The sequence below is a fragment of the Exiguobacterium sp. R-39 genome (assembly GCF_049942815.1).
Classification (GTDB): domain Bacteria; phylum Bacillota; class Bacilli; order Exiguobacteriales; family Exiguobacteriaceae; genus Exiguobacterium_A.
In genome coordinates, this window is sequence record NZ_CP187965.1 from 302,595 (window position 1) to 320,729 (window position 18,135).

An 18,135-nucleotide genomic window follows, 5' to 3' on the forward strand; every position below is an offset into this window, starting at 1 on the left:
TCGTCCCCTGACGACCGGGTCTCGCCTGTTCCTGACGGAAGCACGCTTCCTTTTCCTGTAGAAGTCGAGTGGAGTCGACGATTCTTTTGAATAGGCAATAATAAAACCGTCTCTTCAGAAAACGTACTTCTGAAGAGACGGTTTTTCGTGTTTGGATTACGGTTCTGAGATGCCGTTTGCGAGCAACAATAAAAAGGTGATGACGGATAACGACAGTAAAAAAGCAATGTTCGCTAAGATGCTAAACCATTTGACGTAGCTGTTCTCCGATCTAAGCCCAAGCATCAGTGAAACGATGTATCCGATTCCGACCAGGAGGTTGAGTCCGATCGGTACCCACAGGCTGAGATTCGGGAAAAACCGTCCACTCAGCAGGTAGGAAGTCAGCATATTGAACAGAAGCAAACCAAGCGTCAAGAAAACCGGCAAATACGTCTGCTTGGACTGGGTCATTGTTCGACCAAACGTGTCGACCAGTTGAAGTGTCGGCAAATGGCGTCGGCACTATCGGCGGCTGATCGTCCCTCGGTATCGAGCCTTAAGTAATTCGGATACGGCAACTCTCCCGGGAGTGAGTGCGTCCGGTATTGTTCAGCTGTTTCGAGCAAGTTCGCTTCCGACGCGGCAATATCCCGTTTCGTAAACTTATGTAGTAAGCGGTTTTCCGTCTGATTCCGGGCAAGACGGGTCGACAGGGCAGCTTCAAGTTCAATGATGAAGACCTCGGCACCGGCTTCTTCAAACAGTTGAACGGTCTTTTCGATGAATTCGATACCTCCGCCTTCGACGCCGAACAGGCACAAAAATGTAAAGATCACCCCTTCGAGATCACTGACGGCCATCTCTTTAAACATCTCCCGCCGGATCAAGTCCTTCAGCTTATGGTGCGCCGGCTTCGTAAAGTCAAAGTACGGATGCAACAGGTCAATCGTCTGATGGTTATGGAATAATTTCATGCTCGTTTTTTGTTCGAGTTCCTGACCAATCGTCATCTTGCCGACGGCTTGCGGACCAAGTAACATCACAAACTTCATCCCTGACACCTCTTCCTTTTTTTGTTAATACTAGCACAGAAATCCGGAGTGTTCCTATTAGAACGTTTGTTCGTAAAATGATATAATGGCAATAGGAAATGTTGCTGTTTTTTCGACCGAATGGAGGTCATTGATTATATGGAACACTGGAAGATGGTAGACGGTTATGAAGGGATGTATCAAGTTTCAACAGCGGGGAATGTCCGCTCGCTCGACCGGATCATCGAGACGAGTCGTGGTGTTAAACAACGGCGACATGGCGTTGTCTTGCGACCGCGGATCAATCAGGAAGGCTACCGGAAAGTGACGTTGTACAAACAAGGACGGGGAGAACGGTTTTATGTTGCCGAGCTTGTCGCCAAGGCGTTTCTCGATTCCGAGGCCGTGCACGACCGGATTATCCGGGCGGACGGTGATCGTCTAAACGATCAGATCGATAATCTGACCGTCAAACCGTCTGTGAGTCAAGCGTATGCGTCGCTCCTCGACGAGTTCGACTTGTTATTGACGCAACATATCGAATTGTCGCCGCGGCAGATTCGGGACATCCGCTACCGCTATCAAGCAGGACAGTCGATTCGCCGGTTAGCGATGGCGTATCAGGTGACGGAAAACCGGATCCGTAACATCATCGATAAGAAGGAAGCCCAGTATATTAGTTAAACAAAAAACAGACCCTGTGCTTTTGGCACGGGGTCTGTTCGTCTTTACTGGGACGGACCGACAATCGTCCTGTTAAGAGACTCAATTTGTTCACCGATGATGTGACCGTGCTGTTTCAGTTCCTGTTGCCGGGTACTGTTGGCCTGAATATTTGCTTCGAGTGATTGGCTGTAGTGGGTCAGCTCAAGCAGAATCGTTTCAATCAGTTGGAAGTGTTGCCGAATCTGCGGCTGTACCGAATAGACGAGCGTACGGTCCGTCTCGACCTGGACGAGCGCGGCTTCAATCTGTTGGGCATGATCAAGGACGGAAGCAATCCGTCGGGTGCTCTGTTCAAGCTGTTCGTGTGTCGTCTCGATTTGGGTCGTCATCTGGACAACATCTTGTTCGATCTGCCCGATGCTGGCCGTCAAATCCCGGTTCGCCTGGTTGATGTGATCGATACTTCGTTTGATGTCGAGCGCAAGTGACTCGACTTCCTTGGCGACGATGACGAAACCGCGCCCTTCTTCGCCTGCTCGTGTTGCTTCGATTAGGGCGTTGAGCGATAAGCGGCGTGTCGCTTCCGCCACCTGTTGGATGTAGCGGATCGAGGCATGCATTTGTTGATTGCGTTCGGTCGCTTCTTCCAGTGACTGTGACGTGTTGACAGACAGGGTCCGTAATAACGTTGTATCCTGTTGCAATGAGTCGAGGATTCGATGACTCGTCGTCGCTTCGTCATTAAAGGAGCTGACCCGTTGATGGCTCGTTTGGATCGACTCGTCCATCGTCGCGAGTGCTTCAATCGAGGTCGTCAACAGTTGCCCGGATTCCGTGATGATTTGTTCCATCTGCGTCGACTGGTCCGTCAACGACGTCGCCACTTGATGGACGTCAACGATAGATTCATCAATCGATGCGAGTTGGGACGAAAAACCGGGTTGAGTTGCCTCCAGTCGTTCGCTCGCAATTGCGATTTCTTGCGTCAAGTTCCCGACTTGCTGCATCAGTTGGTTGTATTGAAACGTCAATTGCTGTAATTCAAACGTCGTCGTTTTGATGCTGATCGGCTGATAGGTCCGCCGTGCATATGCCTCTTCAATCTTTAAGGACAAGACCGATAGCGGAGCCAGTTGTTTTTTGATTCGGGCACGAATCAACAGACTGACAAAAGAGAGGACGACAATTCCGAGAAGTCCGAGCTTCAAGGCCAGTGCCTTGGCAGGTGCGACCAACCGTTCCTGATCGACCGATAAGAATAGGACATCATTTACTTCCGGAATCGACATGGCGAGAACGAACCGGTCGTTGCTCGTAAACGTCGTCACCCGTGTTTGCTTCAATTGTTGCGTCACGTCTTTTTTTTGTTGTGCCGTCAACGCCAACGGTTGGATAGCTACGTTTTTAGTTGCGAGCGACTGAATGGCCGCATCGTACTCGTCCCGTGCCATATCGGCGAGCTGTTGATTTTTTAATCGTTTGATGGCGCGTGTCCGTTCCTGTTCATCTTCCGGATACGCCAAGTAGATGGAGCGGATATTGGCATCAAGCATCGTCATTTCGCGTTCAAGCCGTTCGCTGACGGACTTCGTTGATGCGCGGTAGAGTTCTTCAACGCTTAAAGCACTGATCAGTAACAGTCCCGCCGCGACGATCGGGATCAGCCAGTTGTTTAATTGTTGGGCCAAGAGTCTTTTTTTCTGTGTAGGTTGCTTCATTTGTTTTATCGCCTCCTTTCTTCCTATCGGGAAGAGGAGACGGTAATTTTATGAAGGAATCGTAGTGTTCCTGTAAAGGTTCAGTACACAAAAAAAGGACATCCGAGGATGTCCACTGTCAGCTGGCATGCGGCAGGTAAGTCGAGACGAAACTGGTCGTCATCTGCAGGAGCTGTTGTGTTTCTTCTTTTGGTTCTGACGTGACATAAATAATCAGGGCAGCGGCGACGGCGACAAAAATGATAATGACAAGAACGACGAAGAACGGCATCTTGCTTTTCTTTTTTTCCTCTTTCATATCCATGATGCGATTACCCCCTTATGAAGTAGAAACGGTCTCTTTGAAGTGATTCCCTGATGAAAAAAATGGAAACCTGTTAAGCTACTTGAAACAGGTAAGAAACAGTCCGATAAAGAACTATAACGTATAAGGAATTTGTTTTACGTAAGGAGCGTACAGCATGTTGAGTCAGTTTAATCAGTTTCTGTTAAATTTTTCGTTATTGATCACCTCACTGTTATTTGCCTTTTTACCATTACGCCACGTCAAACGAATTTCACCGGCTTCACCGGTCAAGCTTCGTATTTTGGTCGGATTCATTGCCGGATTTATCAGTGTATTGCTTGTCCTCAACAGCATTACGTATGATGGCGCCAAAATTGATTTACGGCTTGTCGCGCTTGTCACGGCGTTTTATTACGGGGGGTGGGTCAGTGGCGGCATTACGACGCTAGCGATTATTGGCGCCCGGTTTGCCGTTACGCCGCCGGGGGCTTACGAAGGGTTGCTCCTGACCGGTTTAATTTGTATCGCTTTACTTATCACGGCAAGCATTTACCGTCGATTTGCGTCGCATACACTCAAAGATTATTTAGTCTTGATCGGTATTGGGATCGGCTACAGTTTACCTGCTCTTTATCTATTAACGGAGACGTTTAACCGGTTTCTTGAAATCGCCTTGGTCTACATCATTTTCATGTTATTGGGCGGCTACGTGACGTATCGTTTCCTGCAGGAACTACGGAAACATTTCCAGTTCGTTCAGATGCAACAGGAACTTGCTTTGACGGATGGACTGACAAATCTTGCCAACCGGCGGAAACTGGATGAGACACTGTCTCACTATGACAAACATGGATTTGCGTTTTCCGTTCTGATTGTCGACATCGACTTTTTTAAATCGGTGAATGATACGTACGGACATGACGGGGGTGACGTCGTCTTGCGTCAACTGAGTCATCTGTTGCAACACTGTAGTCCCGACGAAGCCGTTGTGGGACGTTACGGCGGCGAAGAGTTTGTTGTACTGTTACCGGACACACCGCTTAAAGAAGCCGTTCGGCTTGGCGAAACAATCCGTTTGGCCTGTGCCGATCAGCATTTTGTCTTCAGTACGTATCCGGCGTTTCATGTCACGTTATCGATTGGTGCAGCATCGTCGGATCAGGCGGACACATCGTTTGAAGTCGTTCAAAAAGCCGATCAGGCATTGTATCAAGCGAAACAGACGGGACGGAATAAGGTCGTCGCGCATAGCGAAGAAAACTAAACAAACAGGCGGGCTCCTCGGAGTCCGCCTGTTTGTGCTGAGCTAAGAATTATTCACCGACCATGCCGTCATGGTCATTGTCCCGCATGTACGGATAGAGCAAATGGTCATCTGTAATCGGCATAGCGAAACCGGCGTCCTTCGCCTCTTGAATTGTAACTTGTCCGTTGCCGTCGGTGTCGACGGTTGAGACGTCACCCGTTGTGTCGGAAGCCGGTTCCGGATCGGCAGGGGCTTGTGTCGGTTCTTCTTTGTCTTCAGTCAGACCGAGTTCGGCATTGACTTCATCTGGATTGACGTTGTCGAAGTCGTCGACGATTTTATTTCCTCGTAGCGTATACGTATAGTGATAATGCGACGGGATTTGTGTCGTCGTATCGGGATACGTAATGGTCGCTTCGAAGTCCGTTACGTCACCGGCTTTGCGGATATTGTTTTCCATATAGGCTTGATCCCCGTGCCGGTTGAGGGTACTGTCCTGCGGGGTGATGTTGTACGCATTTGAGACCCCGCCGAGCGAATCGGCGATGACGTGTCCCTCATCAAGCTGCGGACTCTCGACGCCGGGGACTTTTGCTTCGTCTGAATAATAGCGACCGGATGACGTCGTTTCCTCGGTATCATTTTGTAAAATGATTTTTTTCGCAATCACTTTAACGAGTTGGGCATGTTCGTTCGTAAAGGCCCAATATTTCCGGTCCCCGAATCCGATATTGACGACAGCATTCGGTTCCCGGTCACCCGACAGGTCGCCCCCGTCGACGTTCAGTTTTGTATAGCCCGAAAAAACGGAGTTCTTCGAAGACTTGGCTGTTGCCTCAGCAGTGGCTGTTTCGGTGTTCGCAGGTTTTTTCGTAACGGGTTTCTCAGACGTTTGGTCTGATTTGACCGATTTGGTTTCTGTTTCTGCCTGCTTCGATGAATCCTTCTGAATGGTTGATTGGTCGGTCTTCGGTTCTTGCGAAGCTTTTTCTTCACCGGCACATCCCGTTAAGAGAAGGGCAGCCAGCGGTAAGGCAAAGTAAGTAAAGGATAGTTTCATAGGTAGACTCCTTAAATGGCATGACATACTTGTTCATTTTAGGAATCTTTTATCCTGAATACAAGCTGATTTTAAATATCTAACTAGATGATATAGATAGTGTCAGGTAATTTATCAAAAATAGTGTTTCAAGAGACGATCGTTTCACAACAAAAAAACACGCCACTTAAAAGTGACGTGTCCGGACGGATGACTGGAATGAAATGGTCAGTTCCATAGGAAGAACTGTTTTTAAGAAGAAATCAATTGCGGGAAAATCTGATACCGTTCAAAATCAGCGAGGATATTGGGTGCAATTTGTTGGCGCAGTGTCGATTCATCTGCCCAGATGTAGGCGTCGTGCTCGTCGGACAATTTGACGGTCCGTGTCGTAGCGGTGCAGAAGTAGACCAGCAAAATGACTTGGCGGTCCGGATGCGTCATGAGACTCGAAGCATACGCAATCCGGTCGACGGTGACCGTTAACCCTGTCTCTTCCTGGATTTCCCGAATCAGACTGTCTTCCGGCAGCTCACCGAAATCGATTTTTCCGCCCGGGCATTCCCACGTTCCGCCACCGGAGTCGGCAGCGGCGCGTTGAACGATTAAGATGCGGTTGTCGTATCGAACGATGCCTTTCACAGCGGTCACGATCGTCGTCATGTCATCTCCACCTTTTTTTGTTTGAGTAGGACAGCTTCCGGTCCTTCCTGTTGCATCAGCCGATCATTCTTCAGATAAATGCCGCTTCGTTCCGGTAAGCCGTAGCCGAAAGCACTTGCCGTCTTCATGAACGCCTCGGACAAGTTCGTCTCTTCTTGCCATGTATCGTAATGGACGGAAATTACAGCGTCCGCCAACAGTCCGAGACCTTTCAGGATTAAGGCTTGATTGTCCCGTTGATCGATTGCGGGAATCCGGCATTCGTTTGGTGTCAGTAAGGCGCCGGCTGAAAATCCGGCGACCGGAACACCGTGTTGAAACCGTTCGTGAATGAGAGCGCCGATCGGTGTGCCGACGATAAACTGTTGATACCGTTCCGTTTCCCCGCCCGAGATGATGATCCCGGCACTTCCGGCTAATTGTTTGAGTTGTTCAGGTGTCGGACGCGCAGATAACGGAAAGTGGAAAAAATCTGTCGCACCATTTGCCGTTAACGCGTCCGTATAGATCGGGGCATAATCGTCCCAGTTTGAGCCGGGACGCGGGACATACAGTAAAGCAACCGGTCCCGACTGGTTGAGACAAGAGACGAATTGTTCGCAAAGCATTGGCGTGAACGGCGGACCGCCACCGAAGAGAAACAGCTGTTGATCTCTCATGAAAAACCTCCTGTTTTTAAAATGATTTCATCTGCAAAGCGGTCTGATACCGTTCAAAAAGTTGGGCCGTTATGAAAAAGAACAGCAGACCAAAACCGATGTGAAGCGCTGTATAGACAAGACCAAACGAAGAGATTTCATACAGCAGGACCGGTAACTTGACCGTCGTGAACGCTCCAAGGAAAAAGACGACATATCGGACGCTGGCGCCTTTTTCGAGCAAGAGAACGGCGACGGGAAAAGCGACATAGAGCGGACCGGCTGTGATGGCAGCGAGTAATAAGACATACACATATCCTTGAGCCCTTGCATCCGGTCCCATGTATTTCAGTAAGGTGTCTTTTTGAATCCATTGATCGAGTAAACCGACCAGTACAAGAATCGGTGGCAACAGAAGCAGCATATCGAGCAGACTGTTAAAACTGAGCCTGGCGGCATGCTGACCGCGTACAGGATCAATAAGCAGAAGTCCGAGCAAGAGGACGGACATTGTGAGGAAGAAGCCATATGTTTTGATCCGTTTCATCCAAGCACCTCCATGACGAGTAACGAAAAGAACAGGCACATCATAAGTGCGGATAGGTTGCGCACGTAAGCAAAACGTTTGCCGAACAGGCGGCTCTCGAGCGGAATCGTCATGATTCCGACGGCCATCAGTGAGGCCATTAAAGCCGAGACTTGCGCCAGTCCGGCACCGTTCTCAAGCAAGGTCGCTCCGAGCGGAAAGACGACGAAGCTCGGAATCAGTGCGATTGCCCCGATGACGAGCGACAGTATAATACCAAGAAACCCGGCATCCTGTCCGAGTAAGGCCGAGATTTGAGCAGGCGACAGAATCGATAACGAAAAACCGACGAACAACAGGATGGCCAGGAGATCTGGCAACAGGTTCGTAAAGATTTTCCAGGCTTTCGCAAATGCCGCCTGCGTCTTTTGTTTGTCCTTGTAGAAGGAAAAACTGGACAGAAGAATGACAATTCCGTACAGCACGATGCTGTTAACCATCGGATTTTACCTGTTTTGCATAATGCGTCTGGAAATACAGTAGATTTTGAAGTTTTTGTTCGATGTCCTCATGAAAGCGATCGAGCTGTGCCCGACCGGACGATGTTATCTGATACATTTTCACCATTTTGTTTTGAGGAGACGTCGTGACGATGGAGGTGACAAAATTTTCTTCTTCAAGCTTTTTGAGTGTCCGATAGAGAATCGCACTGTCGATCGGATTAAACGGCAATTCCTGCTCGCAGCGTTGGAGCAGATCCCCGCCATAGGTGGGACCTTTTGCAAGGAATAAGAGTAAAAAAGCGCCTGTGTGGCGACCGGTATGTTTCAACGTAAATCCCTCCTGATTGGTTATACTTTATAACTGTCGATAACACTTCACTGTTATTGACAGTGTAGAATCAGAAAGATGAAAAAGCAACTGTTGATTGGAAATAAGTCCATCAGCAGAACCTAATCATTTTTTGAGATAGGTAGAAAACGGAAAATGAATTATACTGGAAATAACAGGAGTGAACGAGGAAGGACAGATGAAAATGAGCGACAATCACATCCATCAATTCCGCTACCGGGAGTCCGGTATGGGAGAAGAACAACTATTTACGTGGACGGCTGCGACCCGGGAATTGCAGCTGGAAGAGGGGACGGGAGAAGAAACGATCATTCTCTTGTCCGGACGGCAACAGCAGGAGCTGACACGTCGTTTAGAAAAGGCCAAGGTCATCGACTGGCAACCGGAATACACGACGGAATCGCTGATTCTCGACGGGACATATTGGGAAATCAGCTGGACTGGATCAGAGGGAAACGGAGCGTCTCAGGGCAGTAACGCCTATCCGGAACACTGGGAACTGCTTCGGTATTGGCTGTACCGTCAGTTTGAAAAGGAGGAGTTTAGATGAAGAAGTGGTGCATCGGGTTAGCTGTCTTAGCCGGCTATTGTATTCCATTCGTCTACCTGGCGTTGCTCGAAGACTTCAAGGCAGGGACATTACTCGGTTATCTACTGTTACTTGTCGGATTCACGGTTCTCGCTTTCATCGGTCAGCGGTGGGGTCATCTGCTGTTTGTGGTTGCTGGGAATATCGTGTCTTATTTCATATCGATATACTTTGCAGGTCAGATGGACACTTTCGGATGGGACGGTTATTTCAAACCGTTGACGGCGGAACAACTGATTCTGTTCGTCAGTCTCTTGATGCTCATTCCACAATTGATTGCGATAGTGGTAGCAATGTCACTGGAGGCGAAAAAGCGGATGAAGAAAATAATAAAGTAATAAAAAACACGCCACCAAACGTGACGTGTTCCAAAGTATTAGACTAATCCTAAAATCTCAACCTCGACCAAAGCACCTTTCGGCAACTCTTTGACGGCGATACAAGAACGGGCCGGGAAATGGTTGTGCGGAGCAAAGTAATCCGAATAGATATCATTAAACGCAGCGAAATGATCCATGCTTGTTAAGTAGCACGTCGTTTTGACGACACGGTCCGGTGTCAGACCGGCTTCTTTTAAGATGGCATCAACGTTTTTCATGACCTGCTCCGTCTGTTCCGTAATGCCACCAACGACCATTTCACCCGTTGCCGGATTAATCGGGATTTGACCGGATGCATATAACGTACCGTTGGCGATGAAGCCTTGTGAATAGGGACCGATGGCAGCGGGTGCGTTGGTTGTTTCGATCTTTGTAAAGACGTTCATTAATTTAATCTCCTTTGGCTGATAAAGTAATATCAATTAAGTGTGTATTCACTAAACTTAATTGATATTCCACATTATTTCAAACTTATAATTTCAGGAAATACAAGGTACCTATTAACAATTAAAAACACATGATAAAATTAAAATATAAAATTTTCTAAAATACCTGCTTTAATTTTAAAGTTGTGTATTCATTTTTTAAAAAGTATTTTGTGAATGTAACGGAGGTTAGTAATAATGTATGACGATTCATTGAGAAATAAAACTGAAGTCGATATTTTGAAAGAAGCGGCTCTCACTAATAATATTTTTCCAAATACGCTATATAAAATATTACAAAGTGCAAAAATTGATCACTACTCTGAAAAAGGCTCTGACGCAAAAAGAAGAAAACGAATAAGAGAAGAGATTATCTTATATTCAAAAGAGAAAAAAATTTTAACAGATGATTCTGCATTAAAATTACAAGTACAAGCTGTTGATTTTATAGAATTAAAATTAAATAACTATAAAACATATTACGGAAAACAAACCTTGAACTTTAAAATGCCTACACAATCAGAAGAAAATATTATTTTAGTAGGTGGAATGAACGGTGCCGGTAAAACCACTATTTTAAAAGCACTGCGCGTTCTATTGTATGGAAAAAGAAATATGACTGATCTTGAGTATAAGGAACAATTTGCTAATACAATCAACAATCGGTTTTTTTCTGAAGGCGGTCGCGAATCAAGTGCGGAGTTAACACTCTCTGTTGATAACGACTATACCCATACAATAAAGTTAACATGGCAATATGACAACGCCAAAAGAATGATTAGTGAGACAAGAACTTTAATTAAGAAAAGAAATGGTTCGGTTAGACCCGTTAGTAATAACATCATCACTAAGCAAAACATGGATACTTTCAATCGATTGATTGATGGATGGCTTCCTTTAGAATCATCACCTTATTTTATATTCGACGGAGAAGAAATCAGCACACTTGTTGCTTCTAGAAATTCGACTAAATTCAAAGATGCTATTAATCGAATGATTGGATTAATGTTTTATGACAACCTTAAGGGTGACATTGATTCGATCGTAAAAGATTACGAACGATCACTTGCACAAATGGCAGATGCCGCAAAAGTGAATCGGATTAACAAAGTAATCAAAACATTAATAGAAGAATTAGAAGAAGCAGAAACCAAGTTAAATAAAGTAGATATATATTTAAGTGGACGTAATAAAAAACTATCTGAATTACGTAAACAAAAAACTGATATTTTAATGAAAAATAGAGATACGCGTGATGTGATTGTAAAAGAAGTGAGTCAGTTAGAAGAAAGATTAAAAAATGAAAAAAACAACTTAAATATTCTCTATAAAAAAAATATTATTCCAACGATCTTAAAGGACAAAATATATTTGTTATCTAAGCGAATGAACGAAGAACAGCTCTCACAAGAAAAATTAATTCGTTCAACAGCAGCGTTACAACCATATGATGAGTTCATGAAGCAATTATTATCAAAACCTTTGACACCTGCCTTGACTAAAGAACAACTGATTCAAATTCAAGAATTAGGTAAACTAATTTGGATGGAAGACCATAATATTTCAAAAGTTGATGAGATCGAGATTCTTCATGATGTTACAAATGACACGAAAAGAATGTTGTCTAACTTAGCTTCTAATGCAAAAGGCGATCAAATCAAGAATTTGATTCGAAGTATTTCTAAATACGAAAATGACTTAAAAAATCTAAATCGTAGAGTTAGCTTAGCACCCTCCGCGATCGATGTCTCTGAGATAGAACGTGAAATTGAAGTTTTGAACCGAGATGTAGGTGATAAAGAAAAAACTCGACGTGTTAGAAGAAATAAAGTAAATCAAATCAAAGAAGAACTTACAAAATTAGTGAATGAATTAAGACGTCTTGGAGAAAATGCAGAAACAGACTCTGACTTACAGCAAAAATATGAGTTTTCGAAAAAAATTCAAAAAGCAGTTAATCATTACACAGAACAAGTATTAAATTGGAAAGTCGCTCTGATTAGTTTTGAATTCAAAGAAATGTTATCTGCCTTATTTAGAAAGCAAAATGAATTTGGAAATGCTTATTTTGATGAGAAAAGTATGTGTATCAGAATTAAAAACGAAGTAGGAACCGAAATTCCGATTGAAGAGCGTTCTGCAGGTGAAAAACAAATTATTTCTTCAGCATTTATATGGGCAATGACAAAAGCTTCTGATTTAGATTTACCTGTAGTAATTGATACACCGTTAGGGAGATTGGATAGTCACCACCGAAATAATTTGATAACACATTTTTATAGAAAATTAAGTAAACAAGTTGTTATTTTATCGACAGATACAGAAATCACAAAAGAATATATGGAATTGATGGAGAAAAATACAGCGAAACAACTTATGCTGGATTATAACGAGCAAGAGAAGTACACGGTAATCCGTGAAGGATACTTTGAATTTACGAAAGGAGTATCGTGATGGATTCTAAGGGAATAAAGTTATCAAAATTAACTAAAGTAAGGATCGATGATTTAATGGGAGAGTTCGCGGACTCTTTTGATGAAAGCTCAAAAGATGTTCGACCATTCGTTGTAAAATTAGGGCTTTCTACAGGCATCGCTAACAGTAGAGGGCTATATAAAGAATTCCCTTCTGGATGTGCAAGTAGTGATTGGGAAATGGGATCAATAATTTCAGGCGACGATTTTATGATCTTTAAACATTTAATCATTAATGAAGCAGGAACTTCTTTATCAGATTCTGAAATTAAAAAGCATATGAGAATGTTTATAGAACACGGAATCGAATCGTTATATCTCATATGGGAAAATCATCATAACAGTGGAGATTTAGAAGATTTTAAAATAAAGATTTTAAACTAAACAGCTTTAGAATAAATATTGATTAAAGAAAATACAAATAAAGGTTATATTCACTTGAATATTAACCTTTATTTTTTTATACTTGTATCAAAGTTACGTACGTAATGAGAGGAGATTATATACGACATGAATGCTACATTTAATTATAATTTTCCAGCTTTAAAAGGTTATCAAGCAAATAAAGAATATTTTGTAGTAATGTGCCCACTAAAACTAATCCCTAAAATCTTTTTGTTTGATGAGGAAGAAGTACCTGTTGAATATCGTGCTCAGCGAATTATTAATAAAGGACGAATTCCAGAAATAACAGAATATATTGTTCATCATCCAGAGGACTATGTGTTTTCTTCTTTAACAGCATCAGTAGATGGTGAAATGAATTTTGAACCATTCAATGATCATCCTAATTACCAAAACCTTGGTCAACTTTCTATTTCATTAGAGTCAAGATTTTTAATAAACGATGGACAGCATCGAAGAGCAGCGATTGAAGAAGCATTGAAACTTGCACCTGAACTTGGAAATGAAACAATATCAGTTGTGTTTTTCCAAGACGCTGGTTTGAAGCGATCACAACAAATATTCTCAGACTTGAATCGCCATGCCGTCAATACTACATCGTCTATTGGTATACTGTATGATCATCGTGATCAATTATCTATGGTAACTAAAAACTTGTTAAATGAGATTCCACTTTTGGCTAGATATACAGAGAAAGAAAGAACTTCACTTTCAAAAAATTCACCCAAATTACTCTCGATCAACCACATCTATAATGCAAATTTACGACTGATTGAAAAATCAAAAGGTGAACCCATTACTGAACAAGATGTTGAGGTCATTAATTTGTTTTGGAGTACGTTATGTGAGACTATTCCGGAATGGGAAGAAGTACTCAAAAGAAGCATTTCTCCAAGGACATTAAGACTACAGTCGATTACGGCACAAGGTTTATTTATTGAAGCCGTAGCGGAAGTAGGAAGAACATTAATTGCTCAAAGACCGGATTCGTGGTTATTAGGAATTAAAGAATTAGCTGGGATCGATTGGAGCCGGATGAATGAAAAAGACTGGAAAGGAAGAGCTTATGACGATTCGGGAAGAATCATAAAAAATCGTCGAACAATCGCTCTGACATCAATTCGAATCAAACAACTTTTAAATATTGAATTAAATGATAAAGAAAAGTCGATGGAGCAAGAATTTTCTGTAGAGAGGAAGTTGAGTTGAATGGGGATTATTAGTAATCAACTAGCAAAAAAAGAAGACAACCCTTTAGCAAGAGAATCTAAAGAATTAATTAAGCGCGTATATGAACAAGATGAGCGACCATGGGTTATTGGTTACAGTGGAGGAAAAGACTCGACATTAACAGTGCAACTCATCTTTGAAGCATTGTTAGAAATGGCGCCAGAGCAGTGGCACAAAAAAGTCTATGTTATTTCCTCAGATACGATGGTAGAGAATCCACTTGTCGCAGCAATGATTAATGGTTCTTTACAACGTATGCAAGATACTGCACTCAGAGTAGGTTTACCGTTAGAAACACAAAAAGTAAAACCATTAACAGAGAAAACATTTTGGTCAAACATTATTGGTCGAGGATATCCAACACCGAATCAAACATTCAGATGGTGTACAGATCGCTTAAAAATTGATCCTGCAGATCGCTTCATTAAAGATAAAGTAAATCGTTTTGGCGAAGTTATTATGGTTTTAGGTGTGCGCTCTAAAGAAAGTCAGAGTCGAGGAAACTCAATTAAAGAACATGAAATCGAAGGCACAGAATTGTTAAAACATACAACACTAAATAATGCTTTTGTTTTTGCTCCTATAAAGGACTTCGGTTTAGATGATGTGTGGGGTTACCTCTTATCAAATCCATCACCGTGGGGAGAGGACAATGCAAAATTGCAAGAAATGTACTTGAACTCTAGTGGTGAGTGCCCGTTAGTGGTCGATCAATCTATTAAAGAAAGTGCTGGATCATGTGGAAACAGTCGGTTTGGATGTTGGGTTTGTCCAGTAGTATCTGAAGATAAGTCACTTACTGGATTTATTAATAGTGGAGAAGAATGGATGACCCCTTTATTGAAATATAGAAATCGCTTAGTTCATGTGCGGGATGATCGTAATTTAAGAATGCATCGTCGGATGAACGGTAAATTCTATCTAATTAGTATTGAAGATTACGAAAAAGATGGAATCACATACCTTTCGATTAAGAAAAAAGGTGGTAGACAAGCAAAACTTTATTCTACGGAATATGTAGAATCAACTGATATTGAAACTGCTGAAGTTGTCGACGAATATAACTTAAATTCATATATTGTAAATAATCAAATTGACTTAAGTCGGCCAGAAAAACATCGAGACTTTTTTATTCGTCAAACGGATCTTGAAGGAAATGTTACGTATTCACAACTTGGATTAGGACCTTTTACACTTGAAGCGCGACAAATGTTATTAAAAGAACTATTAGAAGTACAACGTGACTTAAATGCACCAACAACACATGATATTCCACTTATTCAAGAAGAAGAGCTTCGTATGATTAGAAGAATGTGGTTACGTGAAGGTGATTGGAAGGATTCACTTCCGCAAATTTATTTGGAAGTATTCGGTACAGAACTAGATTGGGAGCATGATGATCGACCATTGATGACTGCAGATCAAATGTCAGATTTAGAGTTATTGGTTCAAAAACATCAACTTGATTTAAACACTGTAAAAAAATTATTCCATGTTGGAAATGAGTACGTAAGTTTAAAAGTAAAACGTGGATTCCAAAAAGAAGTGACATCTTTGCTCAAGCAGGATTACCTTCAGTTGTATCATGAAGGAGAGACAGAACATGAAACTAAAGTCATTGACGCTTAAGAATATCGGTGCTTATAAACAACAAACTTTTGATTTTTCAAGTAAACGTAGTAAGCAAAATGTGACATTGATTGGTGGGAAAAATGGTGCAGGTAAAACAACATTTTTATCTGCAATGAAGTTAGGACTATTTGGACCACTTGCCTATGATATGAAGACCGCTTCATCAACATATTTTAAAAGAATTAAAAGTTTGATGAATCATGACGAACTAGAAAAAATAGAAGGCCTAAAGATATCAATACCTTGGTTTAAAATCGATTTAACTTTTGAACAGGTAGAATCTTCTGTCAGAGAAGAAATTCGATTTGTGAGAGAGTGGAACTTTACAGAAACAGGTGGAAGAGAGTTTTTTTCAATTTATAAGGATGGTGCAAGTCTTCCGGTTAGTGATGAGAAAAGGGACTTAATCTTTAATCGTTTCTGTGAATCGCTTCCTCCATATCTTTATGATGTATGCCTATTTGATGGAGAAGAAATCAACAGAATCATTCAACAAGATGAGTTATCTAATCACTTAGAAAGACTGATTAAAAGTGCTTTAAAGTTGGAAGTACCTTTTCTATTGGAAGATACAATTAATCGTGTAATTAACGATGAAACTAAAAATGCAGTTGACCCAAACAAGCAAAATAAATTTGAGAAATTGAAATTAGACTTAAATAATTTACTCCAAGAAGATAGCAGATTGCAAAAACAATATGATACGTTGTCTAATAATTTAGAAGAAATCAGCTTGACTATGGCTTCTCAGAAAAATGAACTAAAATCATTTGGTGGTCTTCTAAAAGAAGAAGAAGACCAGTTGAAAAGCGAGTTAAACGAATTAGAACGTGAGAAAAAAGAGAATAAAATGAGTGTGCAAGAACTTATTAATGGTAATTTACCTTTTTTGATGAATCGCAATTTAATCGAAACGGTAAGAGGACAGTTAAAAGAAGAGAAGTTGATTGAAAGTATTGATGATGTAAAAAGAGAAATGCTTGAAGAATTAGCTAGTGAGTTATCACATCGAACTTCAACTAATTCAAAACAATTGGAAGAAGCACTTAGGGACTCCCTAACTGCAATTCAGCCAAAAAGCCAATCAATTATTCATCGTGCATCCTTTGGTGAAAAAGCTCAAATTGAATCTGTATTTGAAGGAATTAAAAATGTCGAGTTTTCTTATTATCGAAAAAAAATAAGTGATCAACAACAGATGGATGAAAAAATAAAATTAATAAAGCAAAAACTTACAGTTCAAAGTGATAGCGTTGAAGACTTTATGGATATGTTGTCTGTCCTTGAGCATTTGCAAGAGCAATATGCTGAAAAAAATCAAGAACTGAAGGTTACGACTAAACAGTGGGATGTTGTTCAAGAAGGACGTATCAAGTTACAGGAAGAATATAATCAAATGAGTGAAGAAATTGATAGAGAAGCTAATCAATCAAGTAGTGTTATGCATAATGCTACAGCAATGCGAGCACTTCTTTTAGAATTTCAAAATCAACAGCAACAAAAAGGTATTCAATTAATTGAAAAACAAGCATTAAAAATGATTAATCGTCTCTTCCGGAAAAGAGGTTATTTAAATCGTCTTGTAATTAATTCGGATACGTATGATGTCACTTTATATTCTCAGGATCAAAAACGGATTCCTCAATCTACATTGTCGGCAGGAGAAAAACAATTGTTACTCATGTCACTTGTCTGGGCAGTATTCGATGTATCTGGAAATAAATTACCCTTTATTTTTGATACACTTTTAGGTCGTTTAGATGTAGAGCATCGTGAAAATCTTTTGACTGAACTTATACCTTCATTTGGCGAGCAAGTATTGATTCTATCAACAGATTCTGAAGTGACAGAAGCAAACTATAAATTATTGAAGCCTGTCATTAATAGAGAATACAGTTTAAATTTTGATACAACAGATCGCTCAATTAAGGTAGTACCAAGCTACTTCCGCTTTAATGAAACGGAGAAAATATCATGAATCATCGTTTGAAATTATCCAAAGCTACACTAGAAATATTTCAACAGTTACAAGCAAGTACAAGTATCACTCCTAACGTGCTGGCTAGAATAGCTGTTGCACTTTCATTAAAAAATGAACAAGTGCCACAAGTGAATACAAAGGAAATTTCAAATTTTGAAATTTCTAGAGCTACACTGACTGGAGAACATGATTTTTCATATAAAGCTATGATTCTACAACATGCAAATCAAGCAATTGAAGAGGAGAACTATTTTCCCGATCTTTTTAACGCTCATATTGATCGTGGAGCCGATGAACTGTTTAAAATCTATCAATATTCAGGGAATCCTCAAAAGTTTTGGATGAAGATTTTAGAAATCGAGTAAAGAAGGA

General features: G+C 41.6%; 21 protein-coding genes. 10 read left to right on the forward strand and 11 right to left on the reverse strand.

What is annotated here, in order from left to right; all coding sequences use genetic code 11:
• Positions 1-156 precede the first annotated feature (156 nt).
• Both ACP26N_RS01685 and ACP26N_RS01690 read right to left on the reverse strand, forming a co-directional pair.
• Positions 157-492 (reverse strand): hypothetical protein, encoded by a 336-nt coding sequence (locus ACP26N_RS01685; RefSeq protein ID WP_255508415.1) that lies wholly within the window; start codon positions 490-492, stop codon positions 157-159.
• Positions 450-1,034 (reverse strand): AAA family ATPase, encoded by a 585-nt coding sequence (locus ACP26N_RS01690; protein ID WP_214767194.1) that lies wholly within the window; start codon positions 1,032-1,034, stop codon positions 450-452. The genes ACP26N_RS01685 and ACP26N_RS01690 overlap by 43 nt, the downstream gene beginning before the upstream one ends.
• A 138-nt stretch (positions 1,035-1,172) precedes the next feature.
• Here ACP26N_RS01690 and ACP26N_RS01695 point away from each other — a divergent pair, with 138 nt between their 5' ends.
• Complete coding sequence (locus ACP26N_RS01695; protein WP_188005045.1) at positions 1,173-1,697, forward strand: NUMOD4 domain-containing protein; 525 nt, start codon at positions 1,173-1,175, stop codon at positions 1,695-1,697.
• A 44-nt stretch (positions 1,698-1,741) separates the two neighbouring features.
• On the opposite strand, the gene ACP26N_RS01700 is transcribed toward ACP26N_RS01695, so the two are convergent.
• Both ACP26N_RS01700 and ACP26N_RS01705 read right to left on the reverse strand, forming a co-directional pair.
• Positions 1,742-3,397 (reverse strand): methyl-accepting chemotaxis protein, encoded by a 1,656-nt coding sequence (locus ACP26N_RS01700; RefSeq protein WP_426354561.1) that lies wholly within the window; start codon positions 3,395-3,397, stop codon positions 1,742-1,744.
• A 118-nt stretch (positions 3,398-3,515) separates the two neighbouring features.
• Complete coding sequence (locus tag ACP26N_RS01705) at positions 3,516-3,701, reverse strand: hypothetical protein (RefSeq protein ID WP_426354562.1); 186 nt, start codon at positions 3,699-3,701, stop codon at positions 3,516-3,518.
• 157 nt (positions 3,702-3,858) lie between these two features.
• Between ACP26N_RS01705 and ACP26N_RS01710 the strand changes: the two genes are divergently transcribed.
• A complete protein-coding gene (locus tag ACP26N_RS01710) occupies positions 3,859-4,947 on the forward strand; it encodes a GGDEF domain-containing protein (RefSeq protein WP_214767188.1) in 1,089 nt (362 codons plus the stop codon).
• 49 nt (positions 4,948-4,996) lie between these two features.
• On the opposite strand, the gene ACP26N_RS01715 is transcribed toward ACP26N_RS01710, so the two are convergent.
• From ACP26N_RS01715 to ACP26N_RS01740, 6 genes are all read right to left on the reverse strand, one after another.
• Positions 4,997-5,989, reverse strand: a complete 993-nt coding sequence (locus tag ACP26N_RS01715; RefSeq protein ID WP_426354563.1) for a DNA/RNA non-specific endonuclease — start codon at positions 5,987-5,989, stop codon at positions 4,997-4,999.
• A gap of 231 nt (positions 5,990-6,220) precedes the next feature.
• Complete coding sequence (locus tag ACP26N_RS01720; RefSeq protein ID WP_426354564.1) at positions 6,221-6,631, reverse strand: NUDIX hydrolase; 411 nt, start codon at positions 6,629-6,631, stop codon at positions 6,221-6,223.
• Entirely contained in the window at positions 6,628-7,290 is a 663-nt protein-coding gene (locus tag ACP26N_RS01725; protein WP_426354565.1) for a Type 1 glutamine amidotransferase-like domain-containing protein, read from the reverse strand. Before ACP26N_RS01725 ends, ACP26N_RS01720 begins: the two co-directional genes overlap by 4 nt.
• Before the next feature lie 16 nt (positions 7,291-7,306).
• A complete protein-coding gene (locus ACP26N_RS01730) occupies positions 7,307-7,816 on the reverse strand; it encodes a permease (protein ID WP_426354566.1) in 510 nt (169 codons plus the stop codon).
• Positions 7,813-8,295: a hypothetical protein gene (locus ACP26N_RS01735; RefSeq protein WP_426354567.1), complete on the reverse strand. Its 483-nt coding sequence runs from the start codon at positions 8,293-8,295 to the stop codon at positions 7,813-7,815. The genes ACP26N_RS01730 and ACP26N_RS01735 overlap by 4 nt, the downstream gene beginning before the upstream one ends.
• Positions 8,288-8,626, reverse strand: coding sequence for a PadR family transcriptional regulator (locus ACP26N_RS01740; RefSeq protein WP_426354568.1), 339 nt, complete (start codon positions 8,624-8,626; stop codon positions 8,288-8,290). Before ACP26N_RS01740 ends, ACP26N_RS01735 begins: the two co-directional genes overlap by 8 nt.
• Before the next feature lie 199 nt (positions 8,627-8,825).
• Here ACP26N_RS01740 and ACP26N_RS01745 point away from each other — a divergent pair, with 199 nt between their 5' ends.
• Both ACP26N_RS01745 and ACP26N_RS01750 read left to right on the forward strand, forming a co-directional pair.
• Entirely contained in the window at positions 8,826-9,197 is a 372-nt protein-coding gene (locus ACP26N_RS01745; protein ID WP_426354569.1) for a hypothetical protein, read from the forward strand.
• Positions 9,194-9,574: a hypothetical protein gene (locus tag ACP26N_RS01750; RefSeq protein ID WP_426354570.1), complete on the forward strand. Its 381-nt coding sequence runs from the start codon at positions 9,194-9,196 to the stop codon at positions 9,572-9,574. Before ACP26N_RS01745 ends, ACP26N_RS01750 begins: the two co-directional genes overlap by 4 nt.
• Positions 9,575-9,612: 38 nt before the next feature.
• On the opposite strand, the gene ACP26N_RS01755 is transcribed toward ACP26N_RS01750, so the two are convergent.
• Complete coding sequence (locus tag ACP26N_RS01755; protein ID WP_426354571.1) at positions 9,613-10,002, reverse strand: RidA family protein; 390 nt, start codon at positions 10,000-10,002, stop codon at positions 9,613-9,615.
• A 237-nt stretch (positions 10,003-10,239) separates the two neighbouring features.
• On the opposite strand from ACP26N_RS01755, the gene dndD (ACP26N_RS01760) reads away from it, so the two are divergent.
• The 6 genes from dndD (ACP26N_RS01760) to ACP26N_RS01785 all read left to right on the forward strand — a co-directional run bounded on the left by dndD (ACP26N_RS01760) (position 10,240) and on the right by ACP26N_RS01785 (position 18,128).
• Positions 10,240-12,495: a DNA sulfur modification protein DndD gene (gene dndD / locus ACP26N_RS01760; RefSeq protein ID WP_426354572.1), complete on the forward strand. Its 2,256-nt coding sequence runs from the start codon at positions 10,240-10,242 to the stop codon at positions 12,493-12,495.
• A complete protein-coding gene (locus ACP26N_RS01765) occupies positions 12,495-12,899 on the forward strand; it encodes a hypothetical protein (RefSeq protein ID WP_426354573.1) in 405 nt (134 codons plus the stop codon). Before dndD (ACP26N_RS01760) ends, ACP26N_RS01765 begins: the two co-directional genes overlap by 1 nt.
• Before the next feature lie 126 nt (positions 12,900-13,025).
• The gene (gene dndB, locus ACP26N_RS01770) at positions 13,026-14,129 is read left to right on the forward strand and encodes a DNA sulfur modification protein DndB (protein ID WP_426354574.1); all 1,104 of its coding nucleotides are present in this window, start codon (positions 13,026-13,028) and stop codon (positions 14,127-14,129) included.
• Complete coding sequence (gene dndC, locus ACP26N_RS01775; RefSeq protein ID WP_426354575.1) at positions 14,130-15,779, forward strand: DNA phosphorothioation system sulfurtransferase DndC; 1,650 nt, start codon at positions 14,130-14,132, stop codon at positions 15,777-15,779.
• Positions 15,754-17,760, forward strand: coding sequence for a DNA sulfur modification protein DndD (dndD, locus tag ACP26N_RS01780; RefSeq protein ID WP_426354576.1), 2,007 nt, complete (start codon positions 15,754-15,756; stop codon positions 17,758-17,760). The genes dndC and dndD (ACP26N_RS01780) overlap by 26 nt, the downstream gene beginning before the upstream one ends.
• Positions 17,757-18,128 (forward strand): DndE family protein, encoded by a 372-nt coding sequence (locus tag ACP26N_RS01785; protein WP_426354577.1) that lies wholly within the window; start codon positions 17,757-17,759, stop codon positions 18,126-18,128. Before dndD (ACP26N_RS01780) ends, ACP26N_RS01785 begins: the two co-directional genes overlap by 4 nt.
• Positions 18,129-18,135 lie beyond the last annotated feature (7 nt).

What these genes read in the sequence shown, in the direction of transcription:
- ACP26N_RS01690 (WP_214767194.1), bottom strand. Translation starts at nt 1,034, where the DNA reads ATGAAGTTTGTGATGTTACTTGGTCCGCAAGCCGTCGGCAAGATGACG.
- ACP26N_RS01695 (WP_188005045.1), top strand. Translation starts at nt 1,173, where the DNA reads ATGGAACACTGGAAGATGGTAGACGGTTATGAAGGGATGTATCAAGTT.
- ACP26N_RS01700 (WP_426354561.1), bottom strand. Translation starts at nt 3,397, where the DNA reads ATGAAGCAACCTACACAGAAAAAAAGACTCTTGGCCCAACAATTAAAC.
- ACP26N_RS01705 (WP_426354562.1), bottom strand. Translation starts at nt 3,701, where the DNA reads ATGGATATGAAAGAGGAAAAAAAGAAAAGCAAGATGCCGTTCTTCGTC.
- ACP26N_RS01710 (WP_214767188.1), top strand. Translation starts at nt 3,859, where the DNA reads ATGTTGAGTCAGTTTAATCAGTTTCTGTTAAATTTTTCGTTATTGATC.
- ACP26N_RS01715 (WP_426354563.1), bottom strand. Translation starts at nt 5,989, where the DNA reads ATGAAACTATCCTTTACTTACTTTGCCTTACCGCTGGCTGCCCTTCTC.
- ACP26N_RS01720 (WP_426354564.1), bottom strand. Translation starts at nt 6,631, where the DNA reads ATGACGACGATCGTGACCGCTGTGAAAGGCATCGTTCGATACGACAAC.
- ACP26N_RS01725 (WP_426354565.1), bottom strand. Translation starts at nt 7,290, where the DNA reads ATGAGAGATCAACAGCTGTTTCTCTTCGGTGGCGGTCCGCCGTTCACG.
- ACP26N_RS01730 (WP_426354566.1), bottom strand. Translation starts at nt 7,816, where the DNA reads ATGAAACGGATCAAAACATATGGCTTCTTCCTCACAATGTCCGTCCTC.
- ACP26N_RS01735 (WP_426354567.1), bottom strand. Translation starts at nt 8,295, where the DNA reads ATGGTTAACAGCATCGTGCTGTACGGAATTGTCATTCTTCTGTCCAGT.
- ACP26N_RS01745 (WP_426354569.1), top strand. Translation starts at nt 8,826, where the DNA reads ATGAAAATGAGCGACAATCACATCCATCAATTCCGCTACCGGGAGTCC.
- ACP26N_RS01750 (WP_426354570.1), top strand. Translation starts at nt 9,194, where the DNA reads ATGAAGAAGTGGTGCATCGGGTTAGCTGTCTTAGCCGGCTATTGTATT.
- ACP26N_RS01755 (WP_426354571.1), bottom strand. Translation starts at nt 10,002, where the DNA reads ATGAACGTCTTTACAAAGATCGAAACAACCAACGCACCCGCTGCCATC.
- dndD (WP_426354572.1), top strand. Translation starts at nt 10,240, where the DNA reads ATGTATGACGATTCATTGAGAAATAAAACTGAAGTCGATATTTTGAAA.
- ACP26N_RS01765 (WP_426354573.1), top strand. Translation starts at nt 12,495, where the DNA reads ATGGATTCTAAGGGAATAAAGTTATCAAAATTAACTAAAGTAAGGATC.
- dndB (WP_426354574.1), top strand. Translation starts at nt 13,026, where the DNA reads ATGAATGCTACATTTAATTATAATTTTCCAGCTTTAAAAGGTTATCAA.
- dndC (WP_426354575.1), top strand. Translation starts at nt 14,130, where the DNA reads ATGGGGATTATTAGTAATCAACTAGCAAAAAAAGAAGACAACCCTTTA.
- dndD (WP_426354576.1), top strand. Translation starts at nt 15,754, where the DNA reads ATGAAACTAAAGTCATTGACGCTTAAGAATATCGGTGCTTATAAACAA.
- ACP26N_RS01785 (WP_426354577.1), top strand. Translation starts at nt 17,757, where the DNA reads ATGAATCATCGTTTGAAATTATCCAAAGCTACACTAGAAATATTTCAA.